General features: G+C 61.5%; 21 protein-coding genes and 1 pseudogene. 18 read left to right on the top strand and 4 right to left on the bottom strand.

The window, feature by feature from the left end:
* Positions 1-45: 45 nt before the first annotated feature.
* A complete protein-coding gene (locus AB4Y97_RS12200; RefSeq protein ID WP_441999309.1) occupies positions 46-360 on the bottom strand; it encodes a hypothetical protein in 315 nt (104 codons plus the stop codon).
* 166 nt (positions 361-526) lie between these two features.
* Here AB4Y97_RS12200 and AB4Y97_RS12195 point away from each other — a divergent pair, with 166 nt between their 5' ends.
* The 8 genes from AB4Y97_RS12195 (at position 527) to AB4Y97_RS12160 (ending at position 7,014) form a co-directional block, all read left to right on the top strand.
* Positions 527-1,882 carry a PQQ-dependent sugar dehydrogenase gene (locus tag AB4Y97_RS12195; protein ID WP_441999308.1) on the top strand — a complete coding sequence of 452 codons (1,356 nt, stop codon included), beginning with the start codon at positions 527-529 and terminating at the stop codon, positions 1,880-1,882.
* Positions 1,883-2,076: 194 nt separating this feature from the next.
* Complete coding sequence (locus tag AB4Y97_RS12190; RefSeq protein ID WP_441999307.1) at positions 2,077-2,418, top strand: hypothetical protein; 342 nt, start codon at positions 2,077-2,079, stop codon at positions 2,416-2,418.
* Between the two features lie 242 nt (positions 2,419-2,660).
* Positions 2,661-3,968, top strand: a complete 1,308-nt coding sequence (locus AB4Y97_RS12185) for an MFS family transporter (RefSeq protein WP_441999338.1) — start codon at positions 2,661-2,663, stop codon at positions 3,966-3,968.
* Positions 3,969-4,617: 649 nt separating this feature from the next.
* Positions 4,618-5,175, top strand: coding sequence for a GreA/GreB family elongation factor (locus tag AB4Y97_RS12180; protein WP_441999306.1), 558 nt, complete (start codon positions 4,618-4,620; stop codon positions 5,173-5,175).
* Complete coding sequence (locus AB4Y97_RS12175; RefSeq protein WP_441999305.1) at positions 5,111-5,389, top strand: GreA/GreB family elongation factor; 279 nt, start codon at positions 5,111-5,113, stop codon at positions 5,387-5,389. Before AB4Y97_RS12180 ends, AB4Y97_RS12175 begins: the two co-directional genes overlap by 65 nt.
* 58 nt (positions 5,390-5,447) lie before the next feature.
* A complete protein-coding gene (locus AB4Y97_RS12170; RefSeq protein WP_441999304.1) occupies positions 5,448-5,600 on the top strand; it encodes a hypothetical protein in 153 nt (50 codons plus the stop codon).
* A 40-nt stretch (positions 5,601-5,640) separates the two neighbouring features.
* Positions 5,641-6,495, top strand: a complete 855-nt coding sequence (locus AB4Y97_RS12165; RefSeq protein ID WP_441999303.1) for a universal stress protein — start codon at positions 5,641-5,643, stop codon at positions 6,493-6,495.
* Between the two features lie 300 nt (positions 6,496-6,795).
* A complete protein-coding gene (locus tag AB4Y97_RS12160) occupies positions 6,796-7,014 on the top strand; it encodes a hypothetical protein (protein ID WP_441999302.1) in 219 nt (72 codons plus the stop codon).
* A gap of 89 nt (positions 7,015-7,103) precedes the next feature.
* Here AB4Y97_RS12160 and AB4Y97_RS12155 read toward each other — a convergent pair whose 3' ends face one another.
* Entirely contained in the window at positions 7,104-7,679 is a 576-nt protein-coding gene (locus AB4Y97_RS12155) for a hypothetical protein (protein ID WP_441999301.1), read from the bottom strand.
* A gap of 48 nt (positions 7,680-7,727) precedes the next feature.
* On the opposite strand from AB4Y97_RS12155, the pseudogene AB4Y97_RS12150 reads away from it, so the two are divergent.
* Positions 7,728-8,072: pseudogene (locus AB4Y97_RS12150) on the top strand (DDE-type integrase/transposase/recombinase); the annotation flags it as partial.
* Here the strand turns inward: AB4Y97_RS12150 and AB4Y97_RS12145 are convergent.
* Positions 8,056-8,340: a DUF6665 family protein gene (locus AB4Y97_RS12145; RefSeq protein ID WP_441999300.1), complete on the bottom strand. Its 285-nt coding sequence runs from the start codon at positions 8,338-8,340 to the stop codon at positions 8,056-8,058. The pseudogene AB4Y97_RS12150 and the gene AB4Y97_RS12145 sit on opposite strands and share 17 nt — an antisense overlap.
* 199 nt (positions 8,341-8,539) lie before the next feature.
* Here AB4Y97_RS12145 and AB4Y97_RS12140 point away from each other — a divergent pair, with 199 nt between their 5' ends.
* From AB4Y97_RS12140 to AB4Y97_RS12120, 5 genes are all read left to right on the top strand, one after another.
* Positions 8,540-9,175, top strand: coding sequence for a TetR/AcrR family transcriptional regulator (locus tag AB4Y97_RS12140; protein ID WP_441999299.1), 636 nt, complete (start codon positions 8,540-8,542; stop codon positions 9,173-9,175).
* Between the two features lie 85 nt (positions 9,176-9,260).
* Positions 9,261-10,577, top strand: a complete 1,317-nt coding sequence (locus AB4Y97_RS12135) for an MFS transporter (protein ID WP_441999298.1) — start codon at positions 9,261-9,263, stop codon at positions 10,575-10,577.
* A 57-nt stretch (positions 10,578-10,634) separates the two neighbouring features.
* Positions 10,635-11,672 carry a histone deacetylase family protein gene (locus AB4Y97_RS12130; RefSeq protein ID WP_441999297.1) on the top strand — a complete coding sequence of 346 codons (1,038 nt, stop codon included), beginning with the start codon at positions 10,635-10,637 and terminating at the stop codon, positions 11,670-11,672.
* A gap of 7 nt (positions 11,673-11,679) precedes the next feature.
* Positions 11,680-12,618, top strand: a complete 939-nt coding sequence (locus tag AB4Y97_RS12125; protein WP_441999296.1) for a succinylglutamate desuccinylase/aspartoacylase family protein — start codon at positions 11,680-11,682, stop codon at positions 12,616-12,618.
* A 142-nt stretch (positions 12,619-12,760) separates the two neighbouring features.
* Entirely contained in the window at positions 12,761-13,381 is a 621-nt protein-coding gene (locus tag AB4Y97_RS12120; protein WP_441999295.1) for a glutathione S-transferase family protein, read from the top strand.
* Between the two features lie 380 nt (positions 13,382-13,761).
* On the opposite strand, the gene AB4Y97_RS12115 is transcribed toward AB4Y97_RS12120, so the two are convergent.
* Positions 13,762-15,081, bottom strand: a complete 1,320-nt coding sequence (locus AB4Y97_RS12115; RefSeq protein ID WP_441999294.1) for an amidase — start codon at positions 15,079-15,081, stop codon at positions 13,762-13,764.
* A gap of 203 nt (positions 15,082-15,284) precedes the next feature.
* On the opposite strand from AB4Y97_RS12115, the gene AB4Y97_RS12110 reads away from it, so the two are divergent.
* From AB4Y97_RS12110 to AB4Y97_RS12095, 4 genes are read left to right on the top strand one after another with little or no spacing between them, the layout of a single operon-like run.
* A complete protein-coding gene (locus tag AB4Y97_RS12110) occupies positions 15,285-16,190 on the top strand; it encodes a branched-chain amino acid ABC transporter permease (RefSeq protein ID WP_441999293.1) in 906 nt (301 codons plus the stop codon).
* Complete coding sequence (locus AB4Y97_RS12105) at positions 16,187-17,125, top strand: branched-chain amino acid ABC transporter permease (RefSeq protein WP_441999292.1); 939 nt, start codon at positions 16,187-16,189, stop codon at positions 17,123-17,125. The genes AB4Y97_RS12110 and AB4Y97_RS12105 overlap by 4 nt, the downstream gene beginning before the upstream one ends.
* A complete protein-coding gene (locus tag AB4Y97_RS12100; protein ID WP_441999291.1) occupies positions 17,122-17,850 on the top strand; it encodes an ABC transporter ATP-binding protein in 729 nt (242 codons plus the stop codon). Before AB4Y97_RS12105 ends, AB4Y97_RS12100 begins: the two co-directional genes overlap by 4 nt.
* Positions 17,840-18,556: an ABC transporter ATP-binding protein gene (locus AB4Y97_RS12095; protein WP_441999290.1), complete on the top strand. Its 717-nt coding sequence runs from the start codon at positions 17,840-17,842 to the stop codon at positions 18,554-18,556. The genes AB4Y97_RS12100 and AB4Y97_RS12095 overlap by 11 nt, the downstream gene beginning before the upstream one ends.
* Positions 18,557-18,587 lie beyond the last annotated feature (31 nt).

Genomic DNA, 18,587 nt, shown 5'->3' with positions numbered 1-18,587 from the left:
CTCGATGACATAGCGTTCGTTGATGAAAGCATAGGCGCCGGACGCTCATTGCAGGATGTCGTAGGATCCATGCCGATACACGCGGCCTGCCTTCATCACGAAGTCCACCTTCGTCGTAACCGAGATGTCGGCCAGCGGCAGCCCGGCGGCCACCATCGCCTGGAACTCGAGGATGCCATGGCTGAACGGGAACATGCCGCAGTCCGTGCCATGATCGATGACTGGCGCACCTTCTGGTCGCCCAACCGACTCGGAGACCTCGGCGATGGCGTCGTCCTCGATCAGAATCTCCGTGGGCCCACGGAGCGTGTCGCCGAGGCCGTCGAAGATCTTGCCGCAGATCAGCACCGTCTTGGCCATCGATCGTCTCCGCGATCGCGCCAACGCGCCAGCGCCATCATCGGTTCCCGTCTGCGCCAATGAGAACGAGCCGGCCTTATCATCTGTGCCTACCTCCCTGCGGAACCAAAAACTGACGGCACCCGTTTGCCAACACTGGGCAGGGGAGCTTTTTCGGGAGGCAGTGATGCGCGCCGCAGCGATCCTGACGAGTCTTCCACTGGCCTTCGTTTTGCTGGCACCCGGGCACGCCCAGGAGGTAAGGATCGGCGCCGCGGCGTTCGGCACCTGGGAGAGCGACGCCCCCGGCGTCAGTCGGCACATCAGGCCCGCCGACCTGCCGCCGCCGAGCCTTGCTCAAAACGACCCCGAAGCGCCGGATTTCGAGAACATGGCCAACGTCGTCCCGGCGCCGGAAGGCAAGTTGCCGGCGGTACCGCAGGGCTTCAAGGTACAGGTGTTCGCCAGGGATCAGAACCAGCCCCGCGTCATCCGGATCGCCCCGAACGGCGACATCTTCGTAGCGGAAAGCGGAAGCGGACGCGTCCTGGTCTTCCCCGCCGAGGCGGCCAAAGGCGCGTCGGCGAAGCCCGAGGTCTTCAGCGAGGGGATGCAGAAGCCCTTTGGCATCGTGTTCTATCCGCCGGCCGAACCCCGATATGTCTATGTGGGGGCGACCAACCAGGTCGTTCGCTACCCGTACCGTGTCGGCGACCGCAAGGCGACCGGGCCGGCAGAGGTCATCATTCCGGACATTCCCACCAAGCGGCATTGGACGCGCGACCTGGCGGCCTCGCGCGACGGCCAACGCCTCTTCGTCTCCATTGGCTCATCGACCAATGTCGCCCCCAACATGCCGACGAAGACACCTGAAGAGATCCGCGCGTACGAAAAGACGCACGGGGTCGGCGCTGCCTGGGGCGACGAAGAGAACCGCGCCGTGGTGCGCGTGTTCGACCCGGAAGGCGAGAGCGTCCGCAACTTTGCGACCGGCCTGCGCAACTGCTCCGGCATGACCATTCAACCCGGCACCGACACCCTGTGGTGCACGGGCAACGAGCGCGACCACCTCGGTGCCAATCTGGTGCCCGATTTCCTGACCACCGTGCAGAAGGGCGGATTCTACGGCTGGCCCTGGTACTACACGGGCGGCAACGAGGACCCGGCCCATGCCGGCGAGCGCCCCGATCTGAAGGACAAGGTCCTCGTGCCCGATGTCCTGCTCCAGGCGCATTCGTCCACCCTCCAGCTCGTCTTCTACGACGCGGACGCGTTTCCGGCCGAGTACCGGGGCGACGCCTTCGCGACCATGCACGGGTCCTGGAACCGGGAAGAAAGGACCGGTTACAAGGTGGTCCGCGCCCGCATGAAGGACGGCAAGCCGACCGGCGTCTATGAGGACTTCATGACCGGGTTCGTGCTGGATGCAAAAACGGTCTGGGGCCGGCCCGCTGGCATCGCCGTTGCGCGGGACGGCGCCCTGCTGATCAGCGATGACGCCAACGGCACGATCTTCCGGGTAGCGTACGAAGGATCCAAGTAGCCGACACGGCTGCGGCCGGATGCAGGACCTTTGGGAGGCAGGCCGGGTCAGAATCCGCACGTCCGGATCGGCGCCTCTAGGCCGCTGCGAGACCTGAAGTGACAGCCATCCAGATCTGCCCCGGAGAGGGATTTGAAGCGTTATAGGTCCGCACGGTGTCTGCCTCTGAACGTCGTCGCGAACAGGAGCAATCCATGCCAAGCTCTCCGTCCGAACCATCACAGATCACCGACCGGCACAAGCTCGCCGCGTTCGCGCGGGAGCTGCCGACGCGACTTGCCGCGGCTTACATGCAGGAGCGCAAGCAGGCCCATAATCTCCGTGCGGATCAGCACGACGAAGCCATTGGACGGATGATCGACCGTCTCGTCGAGATGTGGGCGGGCTTGGCCGCCGCCTATCCGGCGGGACATTTCGGCGGGAAGGCCCCGGAGGTGTTCTTCAGGGATTACCTCGCCGAGAGGCTCAGATGGCGTTGTCACATCAGGCAGGTAAAGGCTATCTTGGCTGTGTGTCTCGGCAGTCTAAGCCATTGAAAATGCCTAATCCGGCATTCACTCGAGGGCAGTATAGGCAAGTAAAACCCATTGGTGTGACAACGCCGCCAAATGGCTCATTCGTGCATCGCCGCAGCTGCCAAGCCTCAACCGGCAAAATTCGGCACTCTCTGGCCGAACTTTTTGCATCCGCGCGGGATTCCACTTACGCGTTCAATCGTAGGATCAAGGGGCCTCCGCCGATGGTTAACCCCAGCCATGCCGATACTGCCATCACCCCCATGGGGACCGCCCCGCTCGGGTCCGCAATGGACAACCGCGCACGCGTCAAGGCCATCATCGCCAGCTCGTCCGGCAACTTGGTGGAGTGGTATGACTTCTACGCCTACGCCTTCACCGCGCTCTATTTCAAAGATGCTTTCTTTCCCGGAACGGATCCAACTGTTCAGCTTCTCAACACAGCAGCGGTTTTTGCGATTGGGTTTCTGATGCGGCCCATCGGCGGCTGGGTCTTCGGCCGTTTGGCCGACAAGCACGGGCGTCGCACCTCCATGGTTATTTCCGTCATCATGATGTGCGCAGGATCATTGTTTATCGCTCTCATGCCCACATACGCCTCGATTGGCATTCTCGCTCCGATTCTGTTGTTGTTGGCACGTATGCTTCAGGGCCTCTCGGTAGGAGGCGAGTACGGCACGACCGCCACCTACATGAGTGAAGTGGCCTTGGCCGGCAAACGGGGTTTTTACAGCTCGTTCCAGTACGTGACGCTGATTGGTGGGCAGCTGTTGGCTTCGTTGGTCGTGCTGCTGGTCCAACTCGCGCTCAGCCCGGACGATCTCCGTGCTTGGGGCTGGCGCATCCCGTTCCTCATTGGTGCCGCAACCGCTGTTGTCGCGCTCTACCTGCGCCGAACCTTGCCCGAAACCTCGACGGCTGAGACGCGCTCCCGCAGGGAGGCCGGAACGATCCACGGGCTCTGGAACCATCACCGCCGAGCATTTCTGACTGTGCTTGGATTCACGGCGGGTGGCTCGCTCATCTTCTACACCTTCACCACGTATATGCAGAAATATCTGGTCAACACGGCTCAGATGAACGACCGCACCGCCAATATCGTTATGACGGCCGTGCTGTTTACCTACATGGTAATCCAGCCTCTTTTCGGCGCCCTCTCGGATCGCATCGGGCGTCGGAACGCCATGTTGGCCTTCGGCGTTTTGTCGACGATCTGCACAGTCCCGCTGCTACACGCGATCGGTGGTGTCACGAACCCGGTTGCGGCGTATTTTCTTGTTATGGCAGCCTTGGCGATTGTATCGTTCTACACCTCCATCAGCGGGCTTGTGAAAGCCGAAATGTTTCCGGCGGAGGTGAGGGCGCTTGGGGTCGGTCTCGCCTATGCCATTGCCAATGCGGTTTTCGGGGGCTCTGCTGAATACATGGCCCTACTCTTCAAAGACTACGGCGTCGAGAGCTATTTCTTCTGGTATGTGACGGCCCTGTGCGCAGTGGCGCTTCTATCCGCGTTTTCAATGCCCGACAGCCGAAAGCACGGTTATCTCCAGGGGCAAGGCACATCGGACTAAAAGTACCTAACAAACGGCTTTGTTGCACGAATGGGCGATTTGGCGGCCGAAGCTGGAGGGCATAAGAGACTGCGCCCTCCTGATCTTGGACCTCTGCCGTGCCGTTCAAAGCCAATGATGCAACTGCTCAGTGGAACGAGGATCGTATCCGAACGAACAGCGATCGGCGGCAATCGTCTACCCTTGCTGATATCAGCCCGCCGATCGACGTGCCCCACGAAACCTCATGCTCCCTCCCCATTTGAGTTCTTGTTTCGCCCATATAACAATATAGTTTTACGATAAAACTAGAAAATGATTGATGCAATAAACTTCTATTGCGCGTTTTGCTTTTGGATTCGTCCCTATGAAGGAGATTTGGGGCAGATAATTTCTTCGTGAAAGTGGCGGTCTTGAATCCTGATGTTTAATACTTACGTTAACATTGTCATGATTACATCGCGTCACATCCTCATCCTCCGCGGGGGCCGCCTCCTCGCAGGCCGCTGAACCCCGAATTCGGGCGGGCGCCTCGCGCCGCCGTCGTTCGGGGTCATGACCAATCTTGCAATTTTGAAGTCAGCAAACCCGATCCCGGGTGAGCCCTGCCGTCCATCTGGACGAAGCGCGGTCACGATTCCCGGATCGGTCCTGCCAGGAGGATCATCTCATGAACACAACCGTTGACTTGCCGCCAATCATGATCGCGACGCACGATTACAACCGCCTCATGTCTGCCGCTGCCATGAACCGCCATCGGCGCAGGTCCCGTCGCGAGTTTCTGATGTCGGAGCTGCGGCGGGCCTCGCTCTGTCATCCCGACGCGTTGCCGGAGGACGTGGTCTCGACCAACGCGAAGGTCACGTACCGGCTCAACGGCACCGGACGGCCGATGGCGCATGTCCTGGTCTATCCGGAGGACCTGCTCTGGCCGGGGGCGGAACTGTCCGTGCTGACGCCCTTGGGGATCGCCCTGCTCGGCCTTCGCGTGGGCGACCGCATGCCCTTCCGGACGAACCCGGATGGGCCAGTGCACGAGGTCGTGGTGGAGGATGTCCGGTTCAAGCTCCTGCCGGATGAAACGGCCCCCGCCCGGAATGTCCCCGATCCGTCAGGCAAGGGGGATAGGAACTCGCGGGACGATCTCGACCGTCGGCTTGACGATGCCCTGCAGGAGACCTTCCCGGCCAGCGATCCGGTCTCGGTCATCGTCTGCGGATGGTCCTGATACGAAGAGCCAAAATGCCAGTCCGCTGTCGTGGCCGGGCGAGGAGGATCTGGATGCCGGACGGATTTCGGTCCTAACGCAGGTCGGTGCGGCCCTCATAGGTTTGGCGGAAGAACACTCGATCGAGTGGCAAGGGCCAACGGGCGGACGGCTTGGGCTGACGGTGCAACGGGTGCATTTCCAGCCCGAGCGGATGGCTGGCCTCAGCGCCTGAGCCCACAACGAAAACACACTGCTAGGCACCTGCCCAAAGCAGCCAAGGAGAAGAAGAAATGAAAACTGAAAACAAAATCCCAATGACCAAGAAATCACAACGTCCCCGGCAAACTGAGCGAAAGGTGCACGCGGTACCGACGTGGACGCCTCAACCCTACACTCTGACCCGCGAGGAGATCCGGAAGATCGTGATCGACCAGATCGGCTAGCGGAAGCAAGACTGCCGCCGAACCCACAGGAGACGAATCCATGCACATCCTCGCAGCGACGGACTTCTCGACCCGATCGCAACGGGCTTTGCGGCGCGCTGGCTTGCTGGCGCGGGACAGCTCTGCCGAACTCACCCTCATGCACGTCGTGGACGATGATCGGCCACCGGATCTGGTCGGGCTCGAAAGGCGCGAGGCCGAGCGGATTCTCGGCGAGCAGATCGGTGCGATCGCTGAGTTGCGTGGACTCCGGTCACGCGCCCTCGTCGTTACCGGCGACCCGTTCGACGGCATCCTTCGCGCCGCCGCGTCGACGAGGGCGGATCTCGTCGTCATGGGAGCCCACCGTAAGCAGCTCCTGCGTGATATCCTTGTCGGAACGACCATCGAGCGCGTGATCCGCACGGGTCCGTTCCCGGTCCTGATGGTGAACAAGGAGGTGGATCGGCCCTACCGGACAGCCCTGGCCGCCGTCGACATGTCCGAGCCGTCTGTGAACGCCATCAGAACCGGCATGGCCCTGGGATTGCCCGGCAGCGCCCGGCCTGCGGTCGTTCATGCCTTCCTGCCGCTGGCGAAAGGGAAGATGTTTTATGCCGGGCTCAGCCGGGACACCATTGACGGCTACGTGGCCGACGCGCGTGAACGGGCCACCAAGGAGCTGGTCGCGTTCCTGGAGGCGAACGGGCTCGATGATCACGGGCGCTCGGTGCGCGTCGAGGAGGGTGCCCCGTTCGCGGTGATCTCCAAGGCGGTGGCGCAATTGAAGCCCGATGTCCTGATCATGGGGACGCACGGCCGTTCGGGGATCGCCAAGGCGCTCCTGGGGAGCGTGACCGAGGAGGTCCTGCGGTCCCTCGCCGTCGACATCCTCGCCGTCCCGCCGCTCCGATGAGAGGGGCAATGGCCCCATTGCTTCACCGGGTTTCGCAGGAGAGCCGATCATGTCCGACAGCAAACCTGAACTGCTGAAATTCTATCGCAGTGAAATCAAATACCAGAGCGATCTCCTGTCGAGCCGCCTCAACTCCTTGCTCACCTCGCAGTCGTTCCTGCTCATCGGCTATGAGCGGGCTTGTCGGCTCATGGCAGGGTCCTTTCACCTTGGTGTTCCCGCCCGTCCTGGCGGTTCTCGGCCCTATCCTGTCCTTCCAGGCCTGACCCGTGATCCGCTGCGGGGTATGCGGCCATCGCCATGTGGCACCGGAAGGAGCGCAAGCTGCTCGCCCATGCGGACGATCTCAATGCATTCGACTACCTTCCTGCCCCGCGCGAGACAACCGGCGAGCCGGACCGATGGATCAACGAGCCTTCCAGGGAAGGGGCACTGTTCACAAAGCAGGCTCCCTTGGTTTTCATCGTTGCATGGTGCTATTTCGCAGGCTTGCCTTTCGTGATGGACAGCTTCGCGTAAGTGGTGAAGCCAATCTTGACCGATGGGGGATTTCCCTCGTGCAATCTAGGGAATAGGCAAGCCCAAACAGGAAGCGAGCTTTCCGGCCGTCAGCCCGTGCCTTTCGCATGAAGGTAGTGCCTGAACTGATCGTAATGGTTGATCACGTCGGCGATCACCTGGGTGGTCTCATACCCGTAGATGTCGTATCCGCGCCCACCCTGGATCAGGAACACCTCCGCCCGAAAGTAGAGATTCCGCTCCCCCTCGCGCCGCGCCGCATCGGTCAACGCGAAAGCCGGAACCGGATAACCTACCGCCCGCACCGCATACACGAAATCAGGCGCGCCATCGCCGTGACGGACGGTCAGTTGCAGACCGTCCCCCACGCGCTCGACCTCGGCCTCCAAGTTGCGCTTCCCGAGTTCGGCCACGACCGTCTTCAAGGCGCTTGAGACGGTCGTGCCGATGTAGCTCAGAACCTGTCGCTTGGACGGATGACTGACGATGGCACCCAGCCGGCGGCGCCAGAAGGCCGCTCCCTCCGCTTGGATGGGAGGCGCCGACGGCAACTGTCCGCTGGCCCGCAGGAAGACCTCGTCGCTCAACGCCTTCCAGATCCCGTAGCAGGTCAGGAGCATCACCACGGCCAGCGGCAAAGCCGCGATGACCGCGGCCTTCTGCACGGTTGCCAGTTGTTCGCCTGCTCGAAAAGCGTGGTGGCCTGCTGCGGGGCGCTGAAGCAGCCGCACACCGTCAATCCGCGGACCATCACGATCGTCAAGAATGCCGCTTACCCAATCGCGGCAAAAGTCATGAAACGGGATGGAGAACTCTGGCGTTTCGCCAAACTCCGGCCCGTGAAGGTCTTGACTAACATCGTCGAGCAGGATCACCGGCGCATCGAGCGGTTGGTCCGGCCCGGGCTGGGCTTCAAGAGCTTTGCGACGGCCTTACGGACGATAGCGGGCTACGAGGTCGTGGCGATGATCCGCAAGGGACAGGTTGTAAGTGCACCAGCAAGCGGCATGAGGGCTCAGAGTAGCTTTATTGCGCCTCTGTTTAGCGCTGCCGCTTGACTATGGCAGGCTTGCGCCTGACTTGCCCGACCCGGTTCAGCACCTCAGGTGGAATGCTGTAATCCTTCACCACAGCATCCCAGTTCCGCAGCCCACACAGCTCCCGTTGGATTATGAAGGCCCGTAATGCCGCAAGAGCCTGCTCGACTTGGTCGCTCAGGGTCCCCAACGTATGTGCCATTTGCTCGCGGAACTTGCAATCGAGCACGCTCCAGCAGGTTTCCTGCTCGAGGCCGGCCGATAGGTTCTGGGATGGGCGAATTGCCATTTCGGGTCTCCGCAACGCGTGACACTCCGATAGAGATGATATCGCGGTCCGCATGTGAATGTGGCACCCTTGCGCATCCTTCGATGCGGAAGACCGGAGTCTTTTTTCAGCACGATCTGCTTGAGGATAGCGCGAGCCTAGCTATTGACAGGGGGTCTGGATTTTACATACTGACTGATATGTATGTAAGTTGGCATGAATGACGGCAGTCCCAATTCGCAGGCGCAGCCAGGTTGACCGTAGCGCAGAAACACGGGCGGTCCTGATCCGCTCGACCATCGAGCTCCTCCAGACCGTGGGCTTTGCAGGCACCACGACGGCACACATCGCCAAGCGGGCAGGGGTTACGACCGGCGCTCTTCACCATCATTTTGCGACGAAGGACGAACTCATGTTCGGCGTGCTCGATCACGCCTCCGAGCGTGTTCGTGCCCGCCTTGAGCAGGAAGAGCACATCTCCTCGGGCGGCACGCTGAATCTCTCGGACGTCGTACGCCACCTTTGGGAGGTCTACGGTGACCCTGAATACTGGGCGATCTGGGAAGTCATCATCGGCACCCGATCCGATCCCGCCATGCATCCGCGCGTCGTCGCGCATCGTTTGGAAACCATGCGCACGGTTCTGCATCCCTGGCTGGAACGCCACACGTCCGGGGAGGGCACTCGCCCCGAGGTGATCGCACTCTTCGAATTCATGCTGATCGCGGTCCGCGGCCTGAGCCTCGAGCGCTTCCTGGACAAGGACGATGCGTATTTCGATCGCAATCTCAAGATCCTGGCCGATCTCGTCGGCCAGCGGCTCGAAGCCCTCGCACAGCACGACTTCGTCCGCTGACGGCGGCCGAGGGCGGAAGAACGGGGCACGGCACCAAAAGTCGAACGAAATGGCCGCAAAGGCCGCAGAGAAATGGGAGGATAGAATGAGTGAAAGTGTGCAAGCCTATCGAGGCCCTACGACCTTGGGGGGCAGCGCGACACCAAGCCGGCTGAAAACGATATTCGGCGGCTCGATCGGCCATTTCATCGAATGGTACGAGTGGTCAATCTATGGTCTTCTGGCAGGCATCTTCGCAAGCCAGATGTTCCCGGCCAACGACGCGCTCGTCTCGCTGATTGCCAGCTTTTCGGTTTTCGCCATCGGCTTTGCCGCCCGGCCGATCGGCGCCTTGGTACTCTCCCCCATGGCCGACAAGTATGGTCGGCGCACGATGCTCTCCGCGACGATCATCATGGCGGGTCTCGGTAGCCTGATCATCGCTCTTTGCCCGACATACGCGCAGATCGGCATCCTGGCGCCTGTTATCATGGTTCTGGCGCGACTGCTTCAGGGCTTCTCGGCCGGCGGCGAGTTCCAGATCGCCGTCACCTTCCTGAATGAGCATGCCTCGGACCGCAACCGTGCGTTCAACGCATCGCCGCAAATGGTGTCGATCGGCCTCTCGGTGCTGATCGCAACAGCGGTTGCGGGCCTGACAACCCGTTTCATCCCGGCGGATGCCTTGGCTTCATGGGGGTGGCGCGTTCCCTTCCTGATCGGAGCGCTCATGTCCCTCTACGGCCTGTACATGCGTCGCGGCCTCAATGAGACGCCAGCCTTCGAGAAAGGCAAGCACGCGCAGAAACTCAGCCTCGGCGGCATCATCGCCTCGCTCGCCAAGTACCCGAAAGAGGCCTTCATCGTCTTCGTCGTGCAGATGAACGGTGTGCAGTATTATCTCTGGCTGATCTTCCTGCCGACTTACGCGAACCTCGTCGGCGGCCTCGACCGGTCGGCCGGATTCGCCGGCAACATCGCTGCAACCGCTGCCTATTGCATCGGCGTCCCCACATTCGCCTATCTGTCGGATCGCATCGGTCGCAAGCCGTTCCTGATCGGCTCGGCGGCATGCTTCCTGCTCTTTACGTACCCCCTCCTTTCGATGCTCGTCGGAAGCGTTAGTTTCGGAACGTTCGTGTTCGTCGCCGTGGTCGGGGCACTGTTCATCGCGCTCAACAACTCCGTTATCGGAACGGTCTTTTCCGAACTCTTTCCAACGAAGATCCGTACGTCCGGGATCGGCATTCCCTATGCCGTCTGCGCCGCCATCTTCGGAGGCACGGCGCCCTTGCTTGCGACGTGGCTCCATGGGCTTGGAGGCCCCTTCTACATCGCGCTCTATGTGGGGGTGATCTGCGCGATCACGCTCGCGACCCATTTCTTCCTGACACCCGAGACGCGGGGGCGGCCGCTCGACTGAGCGGCCAATTCGCCGGCAGAATCCAACACAATCAAGCAAGAACAAGGACGGTTATTTATGCTTGTCGTTCACCATCCGGACCAAGCCCTCCATGATCCAGAATTCGTCTTTCGAACCGGCAAGTTCATCGACCAGCCGGACCGGGCAGAGCGATGCCGGATCTTTCTGGATATCGTGAAGGAAGACGGTCATCAGATCGTTCAGGCCCCACTCGGGAATCTTGATCCCATCTTCGAGATTCACGATAGGGACTATGTGGAGTTCCTGAAGACCGTCCACAAACGCTGGGCGGCCAATCCGGACTTTGGACCGGAAGTCATCCCGAACGTGCACCCAACGCACCGGATGTATCGGAAGCCCACGGAACTCCTCGGTGAACTGGGCTGGTACTCAAACTCGACTTCCTGCCCGATAACCGAAGGCACGTGGCCTGCCGTCTATGCCAGCGCCCAGACCGCAATCCATGGGGCTGACCGCCTCTCCGAGGCGCACGGCCCAGTCTATGCCCTCTGCCGTCCCCCGGGTCACCACGCCTATCCCGATCTGATGACGGGTGTGTGTTTCCTGAACAATGCCGCGATCGCGGCTCACCGTCTCACGAAGAAGTACGGGAAGGTCGCGCTCGTCGATATTGACGTCCATCACGGGAACGGTACGCAGTTCATCTTCTATGAGCGTGCAGACGTTCTCTTCTGCTCGATCCATATCGATCCGCGCCTTTCTGCGCCATATTACGCAGGCTATGCCGATGAAATCGGTGAGGGAGCCGGACGGGGGCTCAACTTCAACCAGCCGCTGCCGTGGGCGACGCCGGACCCAATCTGGCTCGATGCGGTCGATGCGGCGCTGGCAAGGGTAAGCGAGTTCGCACCGGGAGCGGTTGTCGTCTCGCTGGGCTTTGATGCATCCGAGCACGATCCCGTTGCGACCTTCAAGATCACCAATGACGGCTTCGCTCAGGCCGGCCGCAAGTTTGCCGCGCTCAACCTACCGACCTTGCTGGTGCAGGAAGGCGGTTACCTGAGTCCTCATCTCGGTGGGTATCTGCGCAGCTTCCTGCGTGCAGTCGAAGCCCCGCAACCTGCATTCTCCTGATCGGACCATGACCATGAATACGCTCCCGCCCTTCCGCACCGGAAAATCCCGCCTTGAGCAGGGCTATATCCAGCCGATCGATGGTATCGAGATTCCTTTCGGCATCATCGAGGGCTCGGAGCCTGGCCCATGCCTGCTCGTCACGGCAGGCGTCCATGGCTCCGAGTACTGCTCGATCGAGACCGCCGTCCGTCTTCTCAAGAAAAAGCCCGAAGAGATCAAAGGGACCCTCGTGGTCCTTCCCATCCTCAACAGGCAGGGTTTCCGCAAGCGCAGCATCTACATCATGCCGGAAGACGGAAAGAACCTGAACCGCATGTTCCCGGGCAAGCCCGACGGCTCAACGAGCGAGCGCCTGGCCAACTGGCTTGTGACGGAAGTTTATCCGCAAGCCGATGCCTATCTCGATCTCCATGGAGGGGATCTCGATGAGTCGCTTGCGCCTTTCACGATCTTCCCCAAAGACTGCGAAAAATCGAAGGCGCTTGCCACCGCCTTCGGCATCCCAGTCGTGATCGCAGCGGGCGGCGAGGGCTACACCGTCAATGCCGCCAACAAGGTGGGGGTGCCGAGCATCCTGCCGGAGGTGAGCGGCAACGGGCTCTGGGGCGAGGAGACCGTCAGTGAGATGATGACGGGTGTCGAGCGCGTCATGCACTCTCTTGGCATGATCTCGGGGCCTGTGAAGCCGGCTCCTCAGAAGGTTCCGCAATACGTCACGATGTGGGTGCCATCGGCGCCTTCCGACGGGCTTTGGTACCCAGCAAAGGAGATCTCCGATTTCGTGGCCGTGGGTGACGTGCTCGGCGAGATCAAGGATGTCTTCGGCAAGGTGCTCGCGACCGTGCGCTCCGAGAAGGAGGGCTTCATTCTGTACCGGCTCACCAGCCTGGCCGTAAACCAGGGCGAAGCGCTGCTGGGCGTCGGTACGCCGCTCGCGAGCTGACATCTCCGTCCGACAGTCCGCACCGATAGAATCGGTGCGGACTGTTCCCCCTATCAAAACAGCACTCCGTTATGTTCGGCCGCTGCTCGCCAAGTTGCGCCTGCCTGCTGTCGAATGCCGGCCAACCGGACTGAAAGAACCTATGAGGCTCATCGTAAGTAACAAGGCCGTTTCGCCCTGGCCCTTCCGCGCTTGGCTCGTGCTGAAATCCTTCGAGATCCCGTTCGAAGAAGTGTTCCTCGATCTATCATTGCCGCAACGCAAAGAGCGTCTGAGGGCCGCCTCGCCGACAGGTAAGGTCCCGGTTCTGATTGATGGAGATATCAAGATCTGGGAGAGCCTGTCGATTATCGAGTACGTGGCAGAGAAGTTCCCATGCCGTCCGATCTGGCCTCAGGACCGCGGTGCACGGGCTCATGCACGCTCCATCGCCAACGAGATGCACGCCGGATTTTCCGCCCTGCGGGAGCATTGCCCCATGAACATGCTGCGGGCTCCTGAACCTGTCGAACTCGGCAGCGAGGTTCGGGCCGATATCGACCGGGTCATCGAGATCTGGGAGGAAACGAGGACTCGCTTCGGCGTGGGTGGCTCCTTTTTATATGGCGCCTTTTCAGCCGCCGACGCAATGTTCGCGCCCATTGTCAGTCGGTTCTACAGTTATGGGATCACCGTACCGCGGAAGGCCCGCAATTACATGAGAACAGTGATGTCGATGTCGGCTTGGGACGAATGGCAGAGGGATTGCGAGGCAGCCGCATGATAGTTGAAAAGGATTCGGAGCTCCAAAAGTCGCGACCCCAGTAACGTCGATCGCCGTGCGGATACCTACCACCTCGTGGGCCGCCAATTTGCCGAGCGCCACCACGTCCCGGGATGAGAGTTCGAGGGTCAGCACCTGCTCGATATAGGTTGCAGCTTCCGTCAGCTATTGGCGACCGAAACATACTTGGGTCCGACGCTCTAAGGTCCGTTCCTGGTACGACGCGGAACTAGGTCGACAGCCTGCTTAAGCAGGGAAGACTGGCCCCCAGAAGGGCAGGGGCCTTCAGAGTTTGGCTCTAAGACGGCCTTCAAGCTTGGACTTGCATCGGAGACTGCCTCGACATCGACGGCCGTTGGAGGGACAATGCAGATGCTTCGTCAGCCGCTTGCCACGACCGTCTCCAGGTGTTCACCGAAGGCCAGAAGATCCGCGTCGCGTCCTGTGCCAGCCAAAGCCTGAAGACCGACGGGAAGTCCGCCATCCCGAGGCCGCATGGGAACGGTGAGGCCGCAAAGATCCAGGTAATTGCCGATGCGCGTGAAGCGCGACATGGGGAAAACGCTCTCGTCCACTTCCGTCAATGGAACGGCCGGAAGCGGTGTGGCGGGCAGGAGGACGATATCGTATCGGGCGAAGATCGGGCTGAAGTCCCGGATTGCCTGCTGCCTTTCCGCCAGCGCCTCCCGATAGCGGGTTTCGCCGATCTCGCGGCCGGCCCGTGCCCGCTGACGCACGAAAGGGTCGATGGGTGACGACTCGTCGTCGACGATGCGACGCAGGCGCTGATAGGCTTCGAAGGCCATGATCTCACCGTTGCGGCGTTGATACTCAGCCGGGTCCACAGGCAGGCGAACGGACCCGCAATATGCGACGGTCTTGCGCAGCCGCGCGACCGTGTCATCGAACAACTCGGCCACGTGTGAAACGAGGGGCTCGAGTTGGGCACGCTCGACAATGCCGATGCGCAGGCGCGCCGCATCGCCCGTTGTCGGCGGGACGTCGGCTCCGGTCAGCGCCGCGAAGACGAGACGCGCATCATGAACGCTGTTCACGAGAGGGCCGATTGTATCGAAGGTCGGGCTGAGCGGTGCAACGCCCTCTGTCGACACCTGGCCGACCGTCGGCTTGAAGCCAACAATTCCGCACAAGGACGCAGGAATCCTGATAGAGCCGCCTGTGTCCGATCCGATTGAGGCGGGGACAAGGCCAGCCGCAACGGCCACCGCGGATCCGCTGCTCGATCCGCCGGGCACCCGGTGCGTCACGCGGTCGATCGGGTTCCAGGGAGTTCCCACGGCATGATTGGTGCCCCAGCTGCCAAAGGCGAACTCCACCATATGGGTCGTCCCGATGATGATGAGGCCCGCCTCCTTCAGGCGCTCGACGAAACGTGCCGTCTCGCGGGCGGGCTCGCTGCCGTATGCGCGGGAGCCGAACCCGGTCACGCGGCCCTTGATGTCCGCTAGTTCCTTGACTGCGATCGGGAGGCCGTGAAGCGGGCCGCGCACGATTCCTCGCCGGCGCTCGTCGTCGAGGCGGAACGCATCCTCAAGAGCTTCTTCGTCAAAGACATTCGAGAACGCATGAAGCTTGTCGTTCTCGCGATCGATGCGGGCGAGATATTGCCTCACCAGATCCTCGGACGAGAGGCTGCGGTTTTCCAGGCGTTGCCCGAGGGCAGCGAGCGTTTCGGTCATGATGTTGCTGGTCCGTTTGCGTTCAGCGGCGTCGCTGAGCTTGATGAATGTAAAACGAGAAGTCCTCTCAAGGCTTGTCGCGAACTGACGCGAGAGAGCAAAGATCCAGCGACAGGAGCATGAAGAGGAGCCTCTTGTTCCCCGGGGGCATTTGCCGCCATGGTCTGAGCGCTGCCGAAACTGGCCGTGCTCAATGGACTCTTATGATGGGTTTGATCGAAATTGGAGAGCAGGCGCTGAATGGGCTCATCATCAGCACTTTCTACGCCCTTACCGCGCTTGGCCTCGCCATCATCTTCGGTGTGCTGCGAATTGTGAACTTTGCCCATGGCGAGCTTTATATGCTCGGCGGGTATGTAGGGTACCTGATCGTCACCGTATTGGGATTGCCACCGGTCGTGGGAGTGGTTGCCGCCGCAGCCGCTCTTCTGATTTTCGGCGCGCTCATCGAACGGGCGCTTATCCGCCCCATCCACCTGGGTAAGGTCGACCGACCGGATGAATATGCCATCATCATCACCTTCGGCCTGTCGGTACTTCTGCTCAATGTTGCCAACAGCGTGTTCGGTCCCTGGCCGCAACGCCCAGCGCCGATCTATCGCGGGCGTGTCGAACTCGGCGAACTCATCGTGAGCGGCGACCGCTTGGCAGCTGCGGCTGCCGCGATGGTCCTGATCATCGGCACGATCGTGGTCCTGCGCTACACTTGGATCGGGCGCGCGGTTCGGGCCGTCAGCCAGGATCGCGCAGCCGCGGAGACCTTCGGGGTGGACATCAACCGCACCTCGATGCTTGCCTTCGGGGTCGGAGCTGCGCTTGCCGGTGCTGCCGGAGCGCTCATCGGACCGGTCTTCAACGTCACCCCGCCGATGGGGGTCGTTCCATCGATCAAAGCCTATATCGTGGTCGTGTTGGGAGGGCTCGGGTCCATTCCCGGGGCCATCGTCGGAGCACTGATCCTGGGCGAGGTCGAAAGCTTCGCGACAGTACTCATTCCCGACACCACGCGGGCGCTCGCGTACAAGGATGCGTATGGACTATTCGTGCTGACGGCAGTTCTTCTCCTGCGTCCGCAAGGCCTCTTCGGCCGAAAGGAGCGCCGGGCATGAGAGCCGCAAGCACGACACCAACGCATGTCGGCCTCGTCGTCCTTGGCGGATCGGCGCTGCTGCCGTTCCTGGGCCTGCAGGAGTACTGGATCTACACGCTCACCATCGGCTTCTACTACGCGATCCTCGCCGCGAGCTGGTCTCTCCTCGTCGGCTATGTCGGCCGCATCAGCTTCGCACAGGCGGCCATGAGCGGACTTGGCGCCTACGCGTCGATCCTGACCGTGCAGCATCTCGGTTGGCCTCTGCCGCTGGCGCTCGCTGCCGGCGTCCTGCTCGCAGGCGTGACGGGACTCTTCATCGGCTGGCTCACATTGCGCCTCCATGGAGCCTATCTCGGGCTTACCACGATCGCGTTTGGGGAGATCCTCCGCATCGCCGCGACGGCCGAGCATGGATTGACGGCAGGAAGCCTCGGCCTCCGGGCTACTCCCCTCATTCCCGGCGGCAGCGCCACAGTTTACTATTACGTCTTTCTCGGCGCGACAATCGTCTGTCTTGGGCTGATGCTTCTCATGCTGCATTCCCGCGTCGGCCTCTTCTTTCAGGCCATCCGGGAGGATGAAGACGGGGCTGCGAGCCTCGGCGTCGAGGTGACAACGTGGAAGATCGTGGCTTTCGCTGTCTCGAGCGCCTTCGCAGGATTCGCAGGCGGCTTGTACGCTCACTTCGTGCAGCTGATCACGCCGTCCATGATGTCCCTGCAGGAAATGGGCTTCGTGCTCGCGATGGCTGTCATCGGTGGATTCCATAACGTTGTCTTCGCAGCCCTTGGCGGGCTTGTCCTTCAAGTTGCCCTCGAGGCGCTGCGCAGTGTCGGGGAGTGGCGGCTCGTCGTCTTCGGCCTCGCGGCAATCCTGGTCCTCCGTTTCGCGCCCAACGGCTTGTTCGGCACCGTGGCGGCTCTGGTGACGCGGAAGGGGAAAAAGCCATGAGCGGGCAACTGACGATCAGCAGGCTGAGAAAGCAGTTCGGCGGCCTTGTGGCTCTCAACGATATCGATCTGACCTTCGACGAGGGCGAGCTCGTCGGGCTCATCGGTCCCAACGGCTCCGGAAAGACAACGCTGTTGAACATCGTCGGGGGCTATTATGCGCCGAGCGCCGGTTCGGTGCATTTTGCCGGGCAACGGGTCGATGGTCTGGCGCCAAGCCGACTCGCGCGACTTGGGGTCGGCCGGTCGTTCCAGGTCACGAAGGTCTTTCAGAGGCTGAGCGTTCTCGAGAACATGCAGGTCTCGGCGCTCACGGACTGGAAGATCTCCCGAAGCGACGCCAGAGAACAGGCGCTGCAAGTTCTCGAATCGCTCAACCTCACGCGCCTGGCGCATGAGCGGGCAGGACGCCTCTCCGGCGGACAGGCAAAGCTCCTCGAATTCGGGCGCATCATGATGCTCAAGCCGAAGCTCGTCCTGCTCGACGAGCCCTTCGGCGGCGTTCATCCCGAGCTCAAGCGCTTCATGTACGACACGATCCGCACATGGAATGCAGGCGGGGTCACGATCATTCTGATCAGCCATGACATGGGATCGATCTTCGGGCTATGCCGGCGGGTCGTCACCCTGAGCTATGGCGACATCATTGCCGACGGGGATCCGGAGACCGTGCGCAGCGATCCCGCTGTTCTCGAGGCCTATCTGGGAGACCATCATGCAGCTTGAAGTGCACGATGTCTCGGCAGGCTATCAGCGCGACATCGACATTCTGCGAGGAGTTTCGGTCATCGCGCGGCCGCGCCAGCTCACGACGATCATCGGGGCCAACGGCGTCGGCAAGTCGACGTTGCTGAAGACGATCATCGGGCAGCTGCGTCCTCATCGGGGCCAGATCAGCTATGACGGCCACGACCTGACCAGCTTGCCCACCCGCGATCTCGTGCGGATCGGGATTGCCTATGTGGCGCAGCGGCACGCCCTGTTCAAGGACATGACCGTCGCCGAGAATATCGAGATGGCGACCTGGAGCTTCCGTGGCGATCGGCAGCGGGCCAAGCGGGCGGTCGAGCGCATTTACGACCGGGCGCCCTATCTCAAGGACTTTGCCGCACGGCGAGCGGGCTTGATGTCGGGCGGGCAGCAGCGCCTCATGCAGCTCGAGCTTGCCCTGATGAGCGACCCCAGCCTGATCCTCGTGGACGAGCCGACCGTTGGCCTCGACCCAAAGCGGGCCGGGTTGATCTACAGCCATCTGCGTCGCCTCGTCCTCGAGGAGGGGCGGACAATCCTTATGGTGGACCAGAACGTCATCGCCGGGGTGGACGTGGCCGACTATATCTACGTCCTCGAACTCGGAGCCAACAAGATCGAGGGAACAAAAACAACCTTCGACGCGGAGTATCGCGACACGATCGCAGACTGGCTGTTCTGACCTGCGGGCCGGGAAAGCATGCCATTGCGCC

Origin of the sequence: Microvirga sp. 2TAF3 (genome assembly GCF_052114965.1) — a bacterium.
In the GTDB taxonomy this organism is placed as follows: Bacteria; Pseudomonadota; Alphaproteobacteria; order Rhizobiales; family Beijerinckiaceae; genus Microvirga.
The sequence above is the reverse complement of the archived record's forward strand: the minus strand, read 5'-3'. Positions and strand labels throughout refer to the sequence as shown.

What these genes read in the sequence shown, in the direction of transcription:
- AB4Y97_RS12200 (WP_441999309.1), bottom strand. Translation starts at nt 360, where the DNA reads ATGGCCAAGACGGTGCTGATCTGCGGCAAGATCTTCGACGGCCTCGGC.
- AB4Y97_RS12195 (WP_441999308.1), top strand. Translation starts at nt 527, where the DNA reads ATGCGCGCCGCAGCGATCCTGACGAGTCTTCCACTGGCCTTCGTTTTG.
- AB4Y97_RS12190 (WP_441999307.1), top strand. Translation starts at nt 2,077, where the DNA reads ATGCCAAGCTCTCCGTCCGAACCATCACAGATCACCGACCGGCACAAG.
- AB4Y97_RS12185 (WP_441999338.1), top strand. Translation starts at nt 2,661, where the DNA reads ATGGGGACCGCCCCGCTCGGGTCCGCAATGGACAACCGCGCACGCGTC.
- AB4Y97_RS12180 (WP_441999306.1), top strand. Translation starts at nt 4,618, where the DNA reads ATGAACACAACCGTTGACTTGCCGCCAATCATGATCGCGACGCACGAT.
- AB4Y97_RS12175 (WP_441999305.1), top strand. Translation starts at nt 5,111, where the DNA reads ATGCCCTGCAGGAGACCTTCCCGGCCAGCGATCCGGTCTCGGTCATCG.
- AB4Y97_RS12170 (WP_441999304.1), top strand. Translation starts at nt 5,448, where the DNA reads ATGAAAACTGAAAACAAAATCCCAATGACCAAGAAATCACAACGTCCC.
- AB4Y97_RS12165 (WP_441999303.1), top strand. Translation starts at nt 5,641, where the DNA reads ATGCACATCCTCGCAGCGACGGACTTCTCGACCCGATCGCAACGGGCT.
- AB4Y97_RS12160 (WP_441999302.1), top strand. Translation starts at nt 6,796, where the DNA reads ATGTGGCACCGGAAGGAGCGCAAGCTGCTCGCCCATGCGGACGATCTC.
- AB4Y97_RS12145 (WP_441999300.1), bottom strand. Translation starts at nt 8,340, where the DNA reads ATGGCAATTCGCCCATCCCAGAACCTATCGGCCGGCCTCGAGCAGGAA.
- AB4Y97_RS12140 (WP_441999299.1), top strand. Translation starts at nt 8,540, where the DNA reads ATGACGGCAGTCCCAATTCGCAGGCGCAGCCAGGTTGACCGTAGCGCA.
- AB4Y97_RS12135 (WP_441999298.1), top strand. Translation starts at nt 9,261, where the DNA reads ATGAGTGAAAGTGTGCAAGCCTATCGAGGCCCTACGACCTTGGGGGGC.
- AB4Y97_RS12130 (WP_441999297.1), top strand. Translation starts at nt 10,635, where the DNA reads ATGCTTGTCGTTCACCATCCGGACCAAGCCCTCCATGATCCAGAATTC.
- AB4Y97_RS12125 (WP_441999296.1), top strand. Translation starts at nt 11,680, where the DNA reads ATGACCATGAATACGCTCCCGCCCTTCCGCACCGGAAAATCCCGCCTT.
- AB4Y97_RS12120 (WP_441999295.1), top strand. Translation starts at nt 12,761, where the DNA reads ATGAGGCTCATCGTAAGTAACAAGGCCGTTTCGCCCTGGCCCTTCCGC.
- AB4Y97_RS12115 (WP_441999294.1), bottom strand. Translation starts at nt 15,081, where the DNA reads ATGACCGAAACGCTCGCTGCCCTCGGGCAACGCCTGGAAAACCGCAGC.
- AB4Y97_RS12110 (WP_441999293.1), top strand. Translation starts at nt 15,285, where the DNA reads ATGATGGGTTTGATCGAAATTGGAGAGCAGGCGCTGAATGGGCTCATC.
- AB4Y97_RS12105 (WP_441999292.1), top strand. Translation starts at nt 16,187, where the DNA reads ATGAGAGCCGCAAGCACGACACCAACGCATGTCGGCCTCGTCGTCCTT.
- AB4Y97_RS12100 (WP_441999291.1), top strand. Translation starts at nt 17,122, where the DNA reads ATGAGCGGGCAACTGACGATCAGCAGGCTGAGAAAGCAGTTCGGCGGC.
- AB4Y97_RS12095 (WP_441999290.1), top strand. Translation starts at nt 17,840, where the DNA reads ATGCAGCTTGAAGTGCACGATGTCTCGGCAGGCTATCAGCGCGACATC.